Source organism: Barnesiella sp. An55 (assembly GCF_002161555.1).
In the GTDB taxonomy this organism is placed as follows: Bacteria; Bacteroidota; Bacteroidia; order Bacteroidales; family Barnesiellaceae; genus Barnesiella; species Barnesiella merdipullorum.
In genome coordinates, this window is the sequence record NZ_NFHZ01000001.1 from 159993 (window position 1) to 176195 (window position 16203).

Below are 16203 nucleotides of genomic sequence, written 5' to 3' on the forward strand. Positions count from 1 at the left end.
CGAATTTATTCAAACTTAATCGATTTGGCCGGACGAATGAGGGCTACCAAATAGGAGGGGGCAATCAGCATCAACACCGAGATGGCCATGCAACCAAGATTCAGCCATAGAATGTACCACGGATTGATTTCGATAGGTACATAGGGCACATAGTAGGCTTCGGGGTTGAGCTTGATAATGTGGAACTGTTGCTGGATGAAACATATAGCCAGGCCAATCACATTGCCCCATATCATGCCTTTCCCCACGAGGAATGTCGATACATAGAGGAATATCTTGCGTATAGAGGTATTGTTTGCTCCCAATGCCTTGAGAATACCTATCATGTTGGCCCGCTCGAGGATGATAATCAACAGACCCGATATCATGGTAAAGCCCGACACGGCTGCCATAAGAATAAGGATAATCCACACGTTCATATCGAGCAAATCGAGCCAGCCGAAAAAGATAGGGTTCAACGTGCGGATTGATTGCGGATAATAGTGCGTGCCATAATCGTCGGGTCGGTCGATCAACTGAGTATAGAGATCGTAAGCAATATCGTCAGCCCGATCGAAATCGTTGACCAATAGCTCTATCTCGCTATACTGGTCGGGATTCCATCCGTTGAGCCGCTGTACCTGGCGCACATCGCCAATCATCAAGAGTTTGTCATAATCCGAGAAATCGGTCTGATAGATACCCGATACCAGGAAGCGACGAGCCCGCACCTGGTCTTGCACAAAATAGCAATAGATTTTATCGCCTACCTGCAAATTCAGTTTGCTGGCGATGGTTTTGGAAACAAGCACTTCGTTGGAGGTCGTCGAGTCTTGTATAACCGGCAGACTCCCGGCGACAAGATATTTTTTGAAAAACGACCAGTCGTAATCGGGCATGACTCCTTTCAAAACGACTCCCATAAAGTCGCTGTCGGTCTTGATCATTCCCAACTTTGTCCCCACGGGATTGACCTTCTCGACACCCGCGTGTGCCATCAATACGGAGCGCAAGCTGTCGGTGCATTGGATGGGTTGCTTCTCGTAGGTCATATTACTGTCGAACGAGGTAATCTGGATGTGGGAACCGAATCCCACCACCTTGTCGCGAATCTCTTGCTTGAAGCCAATAACAATGGCTACCGAGAGAATCATGACTGCCAAGCCCAAGGCTACCCCGGCCACGGCTACCCGTATGGCCGGCGGCGTCGCCTTCTTTCGACTACCCTTATCGAAATGGATGCGATTGGCAATATATAGTTTCCAGTTATTCATTGACGGCTGCACGACCGGGATAGGCCTCCAGAGCCTTTTTCAATACGTTCAATGCTTTAGCCAGTTCGTCTTTTTCCAGAACGTAGGCCATGCGCACTTCGTTTTTGCCCAACCCGGGGGTTGTATAAAAGCCCGAGGCGGGAGCCATGAATACGGTTTGTCCTTCGTATTCAAATTCAGAAAGACACCACTCGCAAAACTTGTCAGCATCATCGACCGGCAGTTTGGCTACCGTGTAAAATGCACCCATGGGGATGGGGGAGTAGCAGCCCGGAATACGGTTCAACCCATCGATCAGGAATTTACGCCGCTCTACATATTCGTTGTAGGTGGCCAGCATATAGCTCTCGGGGGCATCAATCGAGGCTTCGGCTATAATCTGGCCAATAAGCGGGGGACTGAGTCGAGCTTGGCAGAATTTCATTACATTTTTTTTCAGCTCTTTATGACGGGTAATCAAGGCACCTATGCGGATACCGCACTCGCTGTACCGCTTGGATACCGAGTCGATGAGTACGACTTGCTCCTCGATACCTTTGAGATGGAAAGCCGAGATGTAGGGCGCACCGGTGTAACAGAACTCGCGGTAAACCTCGTCGGAGAAGAGGAACAGATCGTACTTCTTCACCAAATCGCGTATCTGGTTCATCTCTTTCTGTGTATAGAGATACCCCGTGGGGTTATTGGGGTTACAAATAAGTATCGCTTTGGTCTTGGGGGTGATAAGTGCTTCGAACTTTTCGATCGAGGGCAGGGCGAAACCCTCTTCGATCGAGGAGGGCAAAGTCTTGATAACGGCACCGGCCGAGATGGCAAAGGCCATATAGTTGGCATAGGCGGGCTCGGGGACAATAATCTCGTCGCCCGGATCGAGACAAGCCATGAATGAAAACAGCACGGCCTCAGAGCCACCCGTGGTGATAATGATATCGTCGGGGGTTACGTGAATATTGAATTTGGCATAGTATTGCACCAGTTTCTCTCGTAAGCTCTTTATTCCCTCGCTGGGGCTGTACTCGAGTGTACGGCGGTCGATATGCTTGAGAGCATCCAATCCAATTTGAGGGGTAGGGAGGTCGGGTTGACCGATATTCAAGTGGTAAACTTTAATGCCTCTTTCTTTCGCCTTGTTGGCCAGAGGGACAAGTTTACGTATGGGTGAGGCCGGCATAATTTCACCTCGATGGGAAATAGTTGGCATATTTTTCGCTTTAATGTATAAAATAGACTAAACTGAAACTTTTTGAAATGCAAAGATAGAAATTTTACTTTTCTATCCGACCATAAAAGAGCGAGAATGTGTATATCGAGAGGTTAAATAGAACAAATATATATCTCCTTGAATAGGATTGACAAGGTGTAGTCTTGGCAAAGTGTGGATGGGAAATGGTCTTTTCCGTTTGTATCTACTATCACCTTTTTGTATCTTTGCATACTGCGAAAATAGGAGGAGGTTTGGCAAAAAGCTCAAGTAAACTTGACTTTCTGCACTCACCTTTCGCTATCTTTGCATATGAATTGATAATATGGCAAGTTCTATGAATGAGTTGAAGCATCTCTTTTTGCTTCTGATCTCCCCAGCGAAGACGTGGCAAAAAACAGATAAGGCGCCGTGTGCGACACAAATATTTCTCAACCAATTCCTCTATCCACTCATGGGGGTTGCGACCGTTATCTGTTTCCTGGGCTATTTCTTCAGCGACATCTCTCTGTCGAGGGCTTTGCAACTCTCTATTATTGAGTTTGTGAAGTTCTTTGGCGGCTTCTATGCATTGGTCTATGTCATGAAGGCGTTCTCGACTCATATTCTGGAGGTTGTACAACCCGAATCGCGCATCAAACGATTTGTCGGCTATAACTTGGGATTGTATATCCTGTTCGATATCTGTATCCTGATTGTTCGATTCTTTTTCAACGTGCCCGCCATTATCGATTTCTTGCCGCTTTTGTTGGCTTATGTAATCTGGAACAGTCAAAAGTATATGGAGGTGCCCGATCAGAAAAGTATTTTATATGTAGTGGCTACGACGATATTGTTTTTGATTATCCCGATGGCCATCCAGAAACTGCTGTACTTTTTTATGCCGGGAGTCATCTAACTAAATAAGAGCAAACGATGAAATTACCACAAATCAATATACGCAACAAACGAGCAACCTTCGACTACGAACTGCTCGATACGTTCAATGCCGGTATCGTATTGTCGGGTACCGAAATTAAGTCGATACGCTTGGGCAAAGCAGGATTGAACGACTCATTCTGCTACGTCAACAATGGCGAGATATGGATTAAAAACATGTATATCGCCGAGTATTTCTATGGGTCATACAATAACCACTCGTCGCGTCGCGACCGCAAGCTCCTGCTCAACCGTAAAGAGATTACCAAAATCGAACGTGCCGCCAAAGAGTCGGGATTTTCTATCATTCCCACACGCGTATTTATCAACGACAAAGGCTTGGCCAAAGTAACTATCGCCATTGCCAAGGGTAAGAAAGAGTATGACAAGCGCGACTCTATCAAGGAGCGGGAAGACAAACGGCAGATGGACCGTATGTTCAAACATTGATCGAGGCCTTGCGAGCGACAATTAGAACTTTGCGATTCTCGGCAAGGGTAGTTGCAAAGAGATAAAAATCGCCACCATCCTTACACTTCAACCGTTTTTGCAACTCGGCCACCGAGAGGGGAAAGTTGCGAGTTGATAGATTGACAAAAGGATATTGTTTCCCGACTGATTTTAAAGACTTGGAATTAAAGTCAATAACCTCAACAATCTCGAACTTCCGTCCCGGGAAGTCGGGTAAATACTCATTCGATGTGTATAAGTGGCTGTTTATTTGCAGTTTAGCTACCCCATACTTGACCGCAACCGATTTAAAAGCCCCAGCTTTTAGGATAGAGGCATTGGGCTCGTAGAGATACTGTTCAACCTCTTTGCCGTAGGTAGAGTGGGGGAGTAGCTTCTCATCGTCAATCTTGAAAGAAAAGGTAGAGGTATTACTCGCGGCATCTATATCGACACAAAAAATCGTTACCCCCTTTTCACCGACTGGAGTATCGTTATCGATTACCAAAAGCAACTCTTTACACTCGTTTCTCACCGATACCACATGTACCTCCTGAATCTCGGGCAGAAGCGTCAACAAGGCCGAAATATCGGCCATAGGCGAGACTTTTACGACAATGCGATGAGCATGTTGGGACAGAGTGGGCATAAGGGCCACCACATTGGGCTCACACTCGTCGAGCGCAAACAGACGTTTATTCCCGGCACCCCTGCGAGCCGGATCGATATAGACCGTATCGAAACAGCGTTCGCAAGTCTGAAGGAAATGGGTACAATCGTCCTCAACAACCGTAATATTATTGACGTCAAGCGATTTGAAATTGGAACGAGCCGCCTGACAATACTCGGCCATACGTTCTACATAAACGACCTGTGAGGCCTTCTGTGCGAAGTAATAGGTATCTATACCCAGCCCTCCGGTCAAGTCGGCCAAATCACCCGCTTTAGCAAGTTGTTGTTTATATCGCGCCGTTTGTTCCGACGAACACTGTTCGGTCGATAAAATTGAAGGAAAGACCAACTCCATGCGAGAAGCCCATGCCGGCAGTTTGTGTCGAATCTTCCTGCGAGCCTCGATTTGCAAAATGGCCCACGGCACATCAAAATCGGCCTGTATATTCATTAACCGCAGCCGGTTGACATCGGCATCGGAATACTGGGTCATGAATTCTTGTAGTGATCGTTGGTATTTCATGCAGCAAAGATAGTGATTAAATTTAGGATTAGCTGTGCTGGATATCATGAGCCAGGTGAATCTATGGATGAATTATATTATTCAGAAGTCGCATTATGACAATTGAGGTGGAGGAATATCACAGACAGTCCTCATTTTTGAAAACAAACTCCTATTTATATTTGTCCTATAATTTATATTATGATAAATAAAAGATCGGGGGAAATTCTGTTCTTGACTTTTTCTTCTGGGACTCTTGTCATAAGACGCCTGTTCTGAGGCGGCGTCTTCGCCAGTGGATATGAGAGCCCTGGGGAATCCTATTCCTTCACAGTATCCCGATTATGTTGTTTCCGATTTCTGTTTTAATGAATTGAGTAAATACAAGAGCAGCCACCCCGCATGGAGATGGCTGCTCTTTTGTATCTTATATTTGTATCTTATAGCCCCAGAGAAATTATTGACCTTCGATAGCTTTCAGCTTATCGGCATAGTTCAAGTTGTAGTAGATGTTACGCAAGGCATATTTGTAATCCGGCTCATCGGGCTTCAACTCGTATGCTTTTTCGTAATACGGGCAAGACTTTTCGAACAGAGGAATTACCTCTTTCTCGCGGGCTTCATTATATTTCACATTATCGGTAATAGAACTGATTTCGTTGTTCTTCTGTACGGCCATGTTAAAGTAGATACGACCCAGGTTACCGAGTGCGTCGGCATAGTTGGGATCGATTGAGATAGCTTTTTCGAAGCACTCGATCGATTGGTCGTATTTCTTTTGCGACTCATACAAGTTACCTTTCACGTTCCAATATTCGGCTTTATCGGGCTCCTCGGCCAATACCGATTCGAGAGTGGCAATAGCTTCGTCATATTTGCCACCATAGATATAAAGGTTGATTAACTTGAGCGTATAGGTGTTCTCCTTCTGCATTTTGGGTTGACCATTCTCATCCATCACAGGATTACCCGATTCGTCTCTTACCTCGATCATCTCGTTCTTGAAGAGTTTCTCACCTTCTTGGAGAGTCTTGATCAAGTTAACGGTATCTTGAGTTTGCTCATATTCATAAACGAGGTATTTGTAGATGTCGTTTTGGTTGTATCCGTTACCCTTCGCATCGTTCAATGCACTAATTGCCAAGGCATTGTCTTGCGTTTGCAAAGCTGCCAAAGCTCTGTTGTACTCCAAAATAGCCAATGTCGAATCGGCAGGGAGCCCTTCTTTCTCACCTTTCATGATCGAGAGTTTAGGAATATCCAAATAGATGCCCCAAACGTCGTAGGCTTTCTTGTAGTCTTTTTGATTGAAATAATATACACCGGCATTGGCATAACCATCGATATTTTGCTTCAAGGTTTTGCGAATGTCTTTCACATATTTGGGTTTTACTTTTCCTTTCTCGTTGGGCAGCGTATCAAGGGCGATGGATTTCAAGAAGTATTCGTAACTCTTTATCAAAGCGTCGTACATGGGACCATCTCCATCTTTCAAGGTCATACCAAGAGCTTTCTGTACATTGTCTTTCTCGAAGAAGGTATTCTCGATGAAACCTGCTACATACCAAGTCTTAGCATCGTCTTTTGTCTCGGGGTCGGTAAATGCACCCTGAATGGTAGTACGAGCTTCCTGGAAATTGGGATTTTCCATTTTAGCTTCACTAAAAGCCCTATTCACGGCTTTCTTTTGACCAAATGCGCAAATGACCGAAAGCAGTAGTACTGCGGTTAATGTTGTTTTTTTCATTGCGTGTTTATTTTAAGGAATTAATAATTTCTTACTCTGTGACTTCTGTAACGTTGTCGTCTTGCAGATTTTCATCGACACTCTCCGAAAGGACCTTGCAAACCGAGGCTATCTCGTCGTTTCGTTTCTCGAGATTGATCAGCCGCACGCCTTGCGTAGCACGACCCATTACCCGCACATCGGATACTTTCATCCGCAGGGTGATGCCCGACTTGTTGATAATCACCAAATCGTTTTCGTCGGTTACACATTTTATAGCTACCAAATAACCTGTCTTTTCGGTAATGTTCAAGGTTTTTACACCCTTTCCACCCCGGTTGGTTATGCGGTAATCTTCGATGTGCGAACGTTTACCATAACCTTGTTCCGAAACGACCATGATGGTCTCTTTCTCGGGATCGTTTACACAAATCATTCCTACTACGGCATCGTCCTCATTGTCGAGAGTCATACCTTTCACACCCGTGGCATTACGTCCCATTTCGCGCACAGCGCTTTCGTGGAATCGAATGGCACGGCCATGACGATTGGCAATGATTATCTGACTGTCACCTGTTGTGAGTCGTACTTGTATTACCTGGTCGTCTTCGCGGATGGTAATGGCATTTACTCCATTTTGACGAGGACGTGAATAGGCCTCGAGTTTCGTCTTCTTGATGATACCCTTGCGCGTGCAGAAGAGCAGATTGTGCGACATGTTGTATTCGGGGTCTTGTAATCTCTTCACCCGAATAAAGGCATTTACCTTATCGTCGGAGTCGATATTAAGCATATTCTGGATGGCGCGGCCTTTGGAGCTCTTGGAGCCCTCGGGTATTTCATATACCTTGAGCCAGTAGCACTTACCCTTCTGGGTAAAGAAGAGCATATAGTTGTGCATCGAGGCCGGGTAGATATATTCGATGAAGTCTTCCTCGCGAGTGTTGCTGCCTTTGGCTCCCACCCCACCACGATTCTGAGCGCGGAAGTCGGAGAGCGGCGTACGTTTGATATATCCCATGTGCGAGATGGTGATAATCATCTCATCGTCGGCATAGAAATCCTCGGCGTTGAATTCCTCGGATGCATAGACGATTTCGGTCTTGCGCTCGTCGCCGTATTTTTCCTTGATTTCGAGAAGTTCGTCTTTCATCACTTTCATGCAGACCGCATCGTCGGACAGAATTTGATGATAATAGGCAATCATTTTCTCGATATCGGCATATTCGTTTCTCAGTTTATCCTGGTCAAGACCAGTCAACTGACCGATGCGCATATCGACGATGGCTTGTGCCTGCTTTTCGCTGAGCGAGAAACGCTCCATCAAACGAGAGCGTGCTTCGTCGCGTGTTTGAGAAGCTCTCACGATTTTGATTACCTCGTCGATGTGGTCCGATGCAATGATAAGTCCCTCGAGTATATGGGCGCGTTCCTCGGCTTTTGCCAAATCGAACCGGGTGCGGCGAATCACCACTTCGTGACGGTGATCGATAAAGGCTTCGAGTAACTGCTTCAAGTTCAAAGTTTGAGGACGGCCGTTTACCAAGGCAATGTTGTTGACGCTGAATGACGACTGCAAATCGGTCATTTTGAACAACTTGTTCAGGATGACACTTGCATTGGCGTCTTTCTTCACCTCGATAACGATGCGCATGCCGGCACGGTCGGACTCGTCGTTGATATTCGAGATACCCTCCAAGCGCTTTTCCTCGACCAAATCGGCGATTTTCTTAATCAACTCCGATTTATTGACAGCGTAAGGAATTTCCGATACGATAATCGATTCACGACCGTTCGAGCTGTCCACTTCGATTTCGGCTTTGGCCCGAATCACAATACGGCCACGACCGGTCTCAAACGCATCTTTTACGCCGGCAAAGCCATAAATGATACCTCCTGTGGGGAAATCGGGGGCTTTGATGTATTGCATCAACTCCTCGATGGTGAGGTCGCGATTGTCAATCAAGGCCACCGAAGCATCAATACACTCCGACAGGTTGTGCGGCGGCATATTGGTTGCCATACCCACGGCAATACCCGATGCGCCGTTTACCAACAGTTGAGGAATACGCGTAGGCAATACGGTAGGTTCTTCCAGCGTATTATCGAAGTTGGGGGTGAAATCGACCGTGTCTTTTTCGATATCCCGTAACATCTCCTCGGCAATGCGCGAAAGACGGGCCTCGGTATAACGCATGGCAGCAGGACTGTCGCCATCGACCGAACCAAAGTTTCCCTGGCCATCGACCAGCGGATAGCGCAATGACCACGGCTGGGCCATACGCACCAGTGCATAATATACCGACGAATCGCCGTGCGGGTGGTACTTACCCAAAACGTCACCGACGATTCTCGCAGATTTCTTGTATGGTTTATCCGATGTGTTACCCAGCTTGTCCATTCCGAACAACACCCGGCGGTGTACCGGTTTGAATCCGTCGCGCACATCGGGCAAGGCACGAGCTACAATCACCGACATGGAGTAATCGATGTAGGCCGATTGCATCTCTTGGTTGATGTCTATCTTTAGAATTCTATCCTGATCAATCATTTAGTAGTGATAAAATTGGTTATACATTGAATCTTTAGCGTACAAAGATACCAATTTTTTACAAAAACGCCCTATCTCGTCTAATAAATAATCTTCGTCCAACAGGAAAATTCGGCATGTTATTTGTTATATACAAGAAATAATATTTGCCTGCCATTATTTGGCGCAAAGGTGGTATATTTGCTAAATCAATATAAGGAGACAGATTTGTTTATGGAAAGAGACTTTTCACAACATGTTAAGGAGATTCTCGGTTACAGCCGGGAGGAAGCCGAACGCCTTCAAAATTCCAACATCGTGCCCGAGCACCTGTTGCTGGGGATTATACGCGATGGGTCCAATCGTGCCGTCGATGCACTGGTGGGGCTGGGAGCTTCTCTTCGCACAATAAAGAGTTCCCTGGAAAATGAACTATCCGCTTCCAATAATCACATGGAGCAATCAAGCGAGCTGACTATCAGCAAAAGTACAGATAGAGTATTGAAAATGAGTATGCTCGAGGCTCGATTCATGAAGAGCCAGGAGACCGATACAGAGCATCTGCTACTGGCCATTCTCAAGGAGTCGGACTCTCCGGCAGCAAAAATTCTCAATACAAACGACATCACGTATGACGAAGTGTCAGCCTTTTTAAAAGGTAAGGAAGCTACCCGTCGCGAAGATACCGAACAGCGGCCCTCACCGCCCAGCATGGGCGCTGGATTCACCGATGACGATGAAGACGAGTTGGAAGACGAGCGTAACTATCGCCGCGAACAACAGGGTGGCGGGAACAGTACATCGGCCCAACGAAGCAACAACGACACCCCTGTGCTCGATAACTTTGGTACCGATATGACCAAAGCTGCCGAAGAGGGTCGGCTCGACCCGGTTGTAGGCCGTAACAACGAGATCGAACGGTTGGCTCAGGTATTGAGTCGCCGGAAGAAAAACAACCCCGTACTCATTGGCGAACCGGGTGTGGGTAAATCGGCTATTGTCGAAGGGCTTGCACTGCGTATCGTGCAACGCAAAGTGTCGAGAGTGTTGTTTGACAAACGACTCATCTCGCTCGACATGGCATCGATTGTAGCCGGCACCAAGTATCGCGGACAGTTCGAAGAGCGCATCAAGGCCATCTTGAACGAGCTCTCGAAAAACCCCAATATCATTTTGTTTATCGACGAGATACATACCATTGTGGGAGCCGGTGGTGCTACCGGTTCGCTCGATGCCGCCAATATGTTGAAGCCGGCTCTTTCGCGTGGCGAGATACAATGTATCGGAGCCACCACTCTCGACGAGTATCGCAAGAATATTGAGAAAGACGGCGCTTTGGAGCGTCGGTTCCAGAAAATTATGGTCGAGCCTACAACTCCCGAAGAGACGTTGCAGATTCTCAACAACATCAAGGGACGCTATGAAGACCACCATAACGTAACCTACACCGACGATGCTTTGGAGGCTTGTGTCAAATTGACAGACCGCTATATAAGCGACCGGAATTTCCCCGACAAGGCTATCGACGCCTTGGACGAAGCCGGTGCCCGGGTGCACGTGTCGAATATCGTCGTACCGAAAGAGATCGAGAGCCTTGAGGCGCAAATAGAGACTTGCCGTGAGGATAAGATAAATGCTGTAAAGTCACAGAACTACGAGCTGGCAGCCAGCTTCAGAGACAAGGAGAAAGAGTTGCAGCACTCCCTGGAGACCGCCAAAGACAATTGGGAAAAACAGATGCAGCAACATCGCGAGATTGTCAATGCAGAGAAGGTAGCCGAGGTGGTTGCCATGATGACCGGTGTACCCGTGCAACGTATTGCCCAGGCCGAAGGGAACAAACTGTTGGCCATGGCAGGTGAACTGAAACGCGAAATTATCGGTCAGGACGAAGCGGTCGATAAAATCGTGAAGGCCATCCAGCGGAATCGTGTAGGATTGAAGGACCCCGACAAACCCATCGGTACCTTCATGTTTCTGGGTCCTACCGGCGTAGGTAAAACTCACCTGGCCAAGAAATTGGCCGAGTATCTGTTCGATTCGAAAGATGCCCTTATCCGTATCGACATGAGCGAATATATGGAGAAGTTCACCGTGTCGCGGCTCGTAGGAGCCCCTCCGGGATATGTGGGTTATGAAGAGGGTGGCCAACTCACCGAGAAGGTGCGCCGCAAACCCTATTCGGTTGTGCTGCTCGACGAGATTGAGAAGGCTCACCCCGATGTATTTAATCTGTTGTTGCAGGTGCTCGACGAAGGGCGTCTCACTGACAGCCTGGGCCGCAAGATCGATTTCAAGAATACGATTCTTATCATGACCTCCAACATCGGTACGCGCCAGTTGAAAGATTTCGGCCAAGGCGTAGGATTCTCGACCAACACCGTATCGGAGAAAGATTACTCGAGAGGTGTCATCCAAAAGGCACTGAACCGGGCTTTCTCGCCCGAATTCCTGAATCGTATCGACGATATCGTCATGTTTGACCAACTTGACAAGAAAGCCATCTTCCAGATTATCGATCTGGAATTGAGCGGATTCTACAAGCGGGTAGAGACATTGGGCTATCACCTCGAGATAACCGATGCGGCCAAGAATTTCATTGCCGAGAAGGGCTACGATGTACAATTCGGTGCCCGCCCCTTGAAACGGGCCATACAGAAGTATCTGGAGGACGAACTGGCCGAGATGATTATCCGGGCCACTGTGCAGGAGGGCGATACGATTCGGGTCGATTTCGATCAGGAAAATCACAAAATCGTATCTTCGATCATCGACTCCAAGAAAGAGTCGTGACAAAGGATAAGATAACAAGTCAAAATGTCAGACTTTTCGAGTCTGGCATTTTTTTTGAAAAAATTTTGGGGTAGAAAAATAAGAACAATAAAAAACATATAACCATGCAAAAAGGTACAATCGGGGTTACAACCGACAACATCTTCCCCGTTATCAAAAAGTTTTTGTATAGCGATCACGAGATATTCCTGAGAGAGCTGGTTTCGAATGCCGTAGATGCCACTCAAAAACTGAAAACGCTGGCCTCCTTTGGCGACTTCAAGGGTGAGCTGGGTGTTATGAACGTATCGGTATCGATCGACAAGAAGGCCGGCACACTGACCATCTCGGATCACGGTATAGGTATGACTGCCGAGGAGATCGACAAATATATCAACCAGATTGCCTTCTCGGGCGCCGAGGAGTTTCTGGAGAAATATAAAAACGATGCCAATGCCATCATCGGTCACTTCGGATTGGGCTTCTACTCGGCCTTCATGGTCTCGAAAAAAGTCGAGATTCGCACTCTTTCCTACAAGGATGGGGCACAGGCTGTCATGTGGAGCTGCGACGGCTCGCCTGCCTATGAGATGACCGATATCGAAAAGAACGAGTGCGGTACCGATATCATTCTGTATATCGACGACGAAAACAAAGAGTTCCTCGAGGAGCAACGCATCGAAACCCTGTTGAAGAAATACTGCCGCTTCTTGCCCGTACCTGTCGTATTTGGCAAGGAACAAGAATGGAAAGACGGTAAATATGTCGATACCGACAAGGATAAAATCATCAACGACATGGAGCCGGCCTGGACTCGCAAACCGACCGACCTCACCGACGAGGATTACAAGAAATTCTATGCCGACCTCTATCCTGGTATTGACGAACCGCTCTTCTGGATACACCTGAATATCGATTACCCCTTCAAGTTGACGGGTATTCTTTACTTCCCGAAAATCAAGAACAACATCGATATCAACCGCTACAAAATACAGTTGTACTGCAACCAGGTATTTGTAACCGACTCGGTTGAAGGCATCGTGCCCGACTTCTTGATGCTGTTGCAAGGTGTCATCGACTCGCCCGATATCCCGTTGAACGTTTCGCGTTCATACCTGCAGAGCGACTCGAACGTGAAGAAAATCTCGGGTTACATCACCAAGAAGGTAGCCGAGCGCTTGCAGGAGATTTTCAACAACGACCGCAAACAGTTTGAGGAGAAATGGGACGACCTGAAGATCTTTATCGAGTATGGCATGCTCTCGGATGAAAAGTTCTACGAACGGGCTCAGAAATTCGTTCTGCTGAAAGATACCGAAGAGAAATATTACACACTCGACGAGTACAAGAAACTGATCGAAGGAAACCAGACCGACAAAGACGGTCAGCTTATCTACCTTTATGCGACCGACAAAGAGGCTCAATACAGCTACATCGAAACGGCTGCAGCAAAGGGCTATGATGTGTTGTTGATGAACGGCCAGCTCGATCCTCACTTCATCGGTATGCTGGAGCAGAAGTTGGGTAAATGCCGCTTCGTTCGTGTGGATAGCGACCTGATCGACCGACTCATCCAAAAGGAGGATAAAAAGGCTTCGGCTGCCCTCAACGAACAGCAACGCGATATCATGTCCACCGTATTCAAATCGCAGATTCCTACAATCGAGAAGAGCGACTTCCTGGTTATGTTCGAGCCGGTAGGCGTTACGGCACAACCTATTGTCATTACCCAAAACGAGTTCATGCGCCGTATGAAAGATATGGCCGCCATACAACCGGGTATGGCTATCTATGGCGAACTGCCCGACAGCTATAACCTCATAGTCAACACCGATCACCCCTTGACTCAACGTATTATTGCCAATACCGAAGAGTCGTGCAAGGAGCAACTGACTCCGGTTCTCGACGAATTGAACACGGTCAATGCCGAAATTACCCGTCTGCAAGAAGCCAAGAAAGACAAAAAGGATGAAGAGATTCCTGTTGCCGACAAAGAGGCTTTGACGAACGCCGAAGAGAAAGCCAAGGAATTGCGTGCCAAAGAGTCGGACATCTTGAAAACCTATGCCGACAAGAATCCGTTGGTTCGCCAACTCGTTGACTTGGCATTGCTCTCCAACAATATGCTGAAGGGTGAGGCTCTGAGCAACTTCATCAAACGGTCGGTCGAGATTCTTTAATGACTTGTTGATGCCGGTGAGGGATAAAAATATAAAGTAACGCTTTACATAAATCCCTCACCCGACATATAAAGCAATACTTAAATAGCGAATATAGATTATGAACATTACATAAATCTATATTCGCTATTTTTATTTCTATTGATATTCAGAGGGTTAAATAATAAGCCCACCAATCAACTCTTTCACCGACGAAATATGATTTTTATCGAGATATTCGTCGATTCCACTCACGATTTTCTCCGAAATCTGAGGGTCTATGAAGTTGGCGGTTCCCACCTCGATAGCCGAAGCTCCAGCCAACAGGAATTCAATGGCATCGGTAGCGTTCATGATACCGCCCAGTCCCACAATAGGAATCTTTACCGCATGATAGGTTTGCCAAACCATGCGCAATGCAATGGGTTTGACACACGCTCCTGACAACCCGCCGGTAACGGTCGAGAGTACCGGACGACGCCGTTGCGCATCGATAGCCATACCCAGTAGCGTGTTGATCAACGACACGGCATCGGCTCCTTCGGCCTCGACAGCCCGGGCAATCTCGGTAATGTCGGTCACATTGGGCGACAGTTTAACAATCAAGGTCTTGGGATAAGCCTCTCGCACGGCCCGTACAACAGCTGCAGCACTCTTGCACGAGGTACCGAAAGCCATACCTCCTTCCTTTACATTAGGGCACGAGATATTCAACTCGATGGCCGGTATCCGATTCAAAGCAGCAATCTTCTCGGCTGTGGCTACATAATCCTCGACCGAAGCTCCCGACACATTTACGAGAAAATGCGTATCGATGTCTTTAATGCGTGGATAGATATGCTCGATAAAATAATCGACACCTTTGTTTTGAAGCCCCACGGCATTCAACATACCGGCTGGCGTCTCGGCCATACGGGGATAGGGATTTCCCTCCCGATGATGCAGGGTGGTACCCTTGACAATCACACCACCCAAACGCGAAAGATCTATGAAATCGGCAAACTCTTCACCATAGCCGAATGTACCGGAGGCGGTCATTACCGGATTTTTCAGGGACAAAGCCCCTATATTTACTTTTAAATCTGCCATTTGAGTTTCTCTATATTAAAGATAGGACCTTCTTTACATACACACACATGCCCCTCGACCGTGTCTTCTACACAGCAGAGGCAGGCACCTACGCCACAAGCCATCGTATTCTCGAGCGATACCTCGCAAAAGAGTCCATGCTCACGCGCATATCGGGCCACGGCTACCATCATGGGTTTAGGGCCGCACACATACAACCGGTCGAAGTGCTGCTCGAGTATCGAGTGTTGAGTCACAAAACCTTTTTCACCTCGCGAGCCATCTTCGGTCGAGATGGAGACCTCGCCCAACTGACAAAATTGGTCGTACTGCAACAAGTCTTTATCACTGCGGAACCCCAACAGGAAATGGGGCGTATAGCCCTTTTCCTTCAGGTATTTGCCCCAATAGAGCATGGGGGCTATGCCCACACCGCCACCTACAAGCAAAAGCTTTTCGGTCGGATTCTCGGGAAGTGTAAAGGTGCTGCCCAGCGGCAGAACCAAATTCAAGATTTCACCTGCCTGCATGCCGCATAACGTGCGGGTACCTTCGCCGGCTATCCGAATAAGTAGCCACAACTCATTCTGGGTATAATCGACAAAATTGATCGATATAGGACGCCTTAGGAAGGTGCTGGGGGAACGATCGACCCGTACCTCGACAAACTGCCCCGGCAACATCTCGGGTAACGGCTGGCCATCGGCTGGCGTCAACTTCAAGAGTGCATAGTTGTCGTGCAACTTCACATTCTCGGTGATTCGAAAATCAAGGACATATTTTTTCATAAATCTATTTTACTTGCAAAAACCAGAATTACCAACTGCCGTAGCAGCTATTCCCGCACCATGCGAGAAATCGGGTTTGCATTACCGTTTGCAAAGGTAGTGAAAGGTGTGTGTAGAGACAAGTGAAAACCGAGTTTTCAATTGGCCCTATCTTTTATCATGCC

Annotated in this window: 11 protein-coding genes; 4 read left to right on the forward strand and 7 right to left on the reverse strand. The window is 47.3% G+C overall.

What is annotated here, in order from left to right; genetic code table 11:
- Positions 1 to 5 precede the first annotated feature (5 nt).
- Both B5G10_RS00680 and B5G10_RS00685 read right to left on the reverse strand, forming a co-directional pair.
- Positions 6 to 1253 (reverse strand): FtsX-like permease family protein, encoded by a 1248-nt coding sequence (locus tag B5G10_RS00680; protein ID WP_087422847.1) that lies wholly within the window; start codon positions 1251 to 1253, stop codon positions 6 to 8.
- The gene (locus tag B5G10_RS00685; protein WP_087422848.1) at positions 1246 to 2454 is read right to left on the reverse strand and encodes a pyridoxal phosphate-dependent aminotransferase; all 1209 of its coding nucleotides are present in this window, start codon (positions 2452 to 2454) and stop codon (positions 1246 to 1248) included. Before B5G10_RS00685 ends, B5G10_RS00680 begins: the two co-directional genes overlap by 8 nt.
- Positions 2455 to 2908: 454 nt before the next feature.
- Here B5G10_RS00685 and B5G10_RS00690 point away from each other — a divergent pair, with 454 nt between their 5' ends.
- Entirely contained in the window at positions 2909 to 3352 is a 444-nt protein-coding gene (locus B5G10_RS00690) for a hypothetical protein (RefSeq protein WP_087422849.1), read from the forward strand.
- A gap of 17 nt (positions 3353 to 3369) precedes the next feature.
- Positions 3370 to 3822, forward strand: a complete 453-nt coding sequence (gene smpB, locus B5G10_RS00695) for an SsrA-binding protein SmpB (protein WP_087422850.1) — start codon at positions 3370 to 3372, stop codon at positions 3820 to 3822.
- Here the strand turns inward: smpB and B5G10_RS00700 are convergent.
- The 3 genes from B5G10_RS00700 to gyrA form a co-directional block, all read right to left on the reverse strand.
- Positions 3812 to 5017, reverse strand: a complete 1206-nt coding sequence (locus B5G10_RS00700; protein ID WP_087422947.1) for an RsmD family RNA methyltransferase — start codon at positions 5015 to 5017, stop codon at positions 3812 to 3814. The two genes, smpB and B5G10_RS00700, sit on opposite strands and share 11 nt — an antisense overlap.
- Before the next feature lie 436 nt (positions 5018 to 5453).
- Positions 5454 to 6647 (reverse strand): tetratricopeptide repeat protein, encoded by a 1194-nt coding sequence (locus B5G10_RS00705; RefSeq protein WP_158098751.1) that lies wholly within the window; start codon positions 6645 to 6647, stop codon positions 5454 to 5456.
- Positions 6648 to 6774: 127 nt separating this feature from the next.
- Positions 6775 to 9273, reverse strand: a complete 2499-nt coding sequence (gyrA, locus tag B5G10_RS00710; RefSeq protein WP_087422852.1) for a DNA gyrase subunit A — start codon at positions 9271 to 9273, stop codon at positions 6775 to 6777.
- A 213-nt stretch (positions 9274 to 9486) separates the two neighbouring features.
- Here gyrA and B5G10_RS00715 point away from each other — a divergent pair, with 213 nt between their 5' ends.
- Together B5G10_RS00715 and htpG are read left to right on the forward strand one after the other, a co-directional pair.
- Positions 9487 to 12045, forward strand: a complete 2559-nt coding sequence (locus B5G10_RS00715; protein ID WP_087422853.1) for an ATP-dependent Clp protease ATP-binding subunit — start codon at positions 9487 to 9489, stop codon at positions 12043 to 12045.
- Between the two features lie 104 nt (positions 12046 to 12149).
- The gene (htpG, locus tag B5G10_RS00720) at positions 12150 to 14204 is read left to right on the forward strand and encodes a molecular chaperone HtpG (RefSeq protein ID WP_087422854.1); all 2055 of its coding nucleotides are present in this window, start codon (positions 12150 to 12152) and stop codon (positions 14202 to 14204) included.
- A 156-nt stretch (positions 14205 to 14360) separates the two neighbouring features.
- On the opposite strand, the gene B5G10_RS00725 is transcribed toward htpG, so the two are convergent.
- Positions 14361 to 15272 carry a dihydroorotate dehydrogenase gene (locus tag B5G10_RS00725; protein ID WP_087422855.1) on the reverse strand — a complete coding sequence of 304 codons (912 nt, stop codon included), beginning with the start codon at positions 15270 to 15272 and terminating at the stop codon, positions 14361 to 14363.
- The gene (locus tag B5G10_RS00730; RefSeq protein WP_087422856.1) at positions 15260 to 16039 is read right to left on the reverse strand and encodes a dihydroorotate dehydrogenase electron transfer subunit; all 780 of its coding nucleotides are present in this window, start codon (positions 16037 to 16039) and stop codon (positions 15260 to 15262) included. The genes B5G10_RS00725 and B5G10_RS00730 overlap by 13 nt, the downstream gene beginning before the upstream one ends.
- Positions 16040 to 16203 lie beyond the last annotated feature (164 nt).

Bases quoted from the DNA above. Each gene is read 5' to 3' on its own strand.
- B5G10_RS00680 (WP_087422847.1), bottom strand. From the start codon at position 1,253: ATGAATAACTGGAAACTATATATTGCCAATCGCATCCATTTCGATAAG.
- B5G10_RS00705 (WP_158098751.1), bottom strand. From the start codon at position 6,647: ATGGAAAATCCCAATTTCCAGGAAGCTCGTACTACCATTCAGGGTGCA.
- smpB (WP_087422850.1), top strand. From the start codon at position 3,370: ATGAAATTACCACAAATCAATATACGCAACAAACGAGCAACCTTCGAC.
- htpG (WP_087422854.1), top strand. From the start codon at position 12,150: ATGCAAAAAGGTACAATCGGGGTTACAACCGACAACATCTTCCCCGTT.
- B5G10_RS00685 (WP_087422848.1), bottom strand. From the start codon at position 2,454: ATGCCAACTATTTCCCATCGAGGTGAAATTATGCCGGCCTCACCCATA.
- B5G10_RS00700 (WP_087422947.1), bottom strand. From the start codon at position 5,017: ATGAAATACCAACGATCACTACAAGAATTCATGACCCAGTATTCCGAT.
- B5G10_RS00715 (WP_087422853.1), top strand. From the start codon at position 9,487: ATGGAAAGAGACTTTTCACAACATGTTAAGGAGATTCTCGGTTACAGC.
- B5G10_RS00690 (WP_087422849.1), top strand. From the start codon at position 2,909: ATGGGGGTTGCGACCGTTATCTGTTTCCTGGGCTATTTCTTCAGCGAC.
- B5G10_RS00725 (WP_087422855.1), bottom strand. From the start codon at position 15,272: ATGGCAGATTTAAAAGTAAATATAGGGGCTTTGTCCCTGAAAAATCCG.
- B5G10_RS00730 (WP_087422856.1), bottom strand. From the start codon at position 16,039: ATGAAAAAATATGTCCTTGATTTTCGAATCACCGAGAATGTGAAGTTG.
- gyrA (WP_087422852.1), bottom strand. From the start codon at position 9,273: ATGATTGATCAGGATAGAATTCTAAAGATAGACATCAACCAAGAGATG.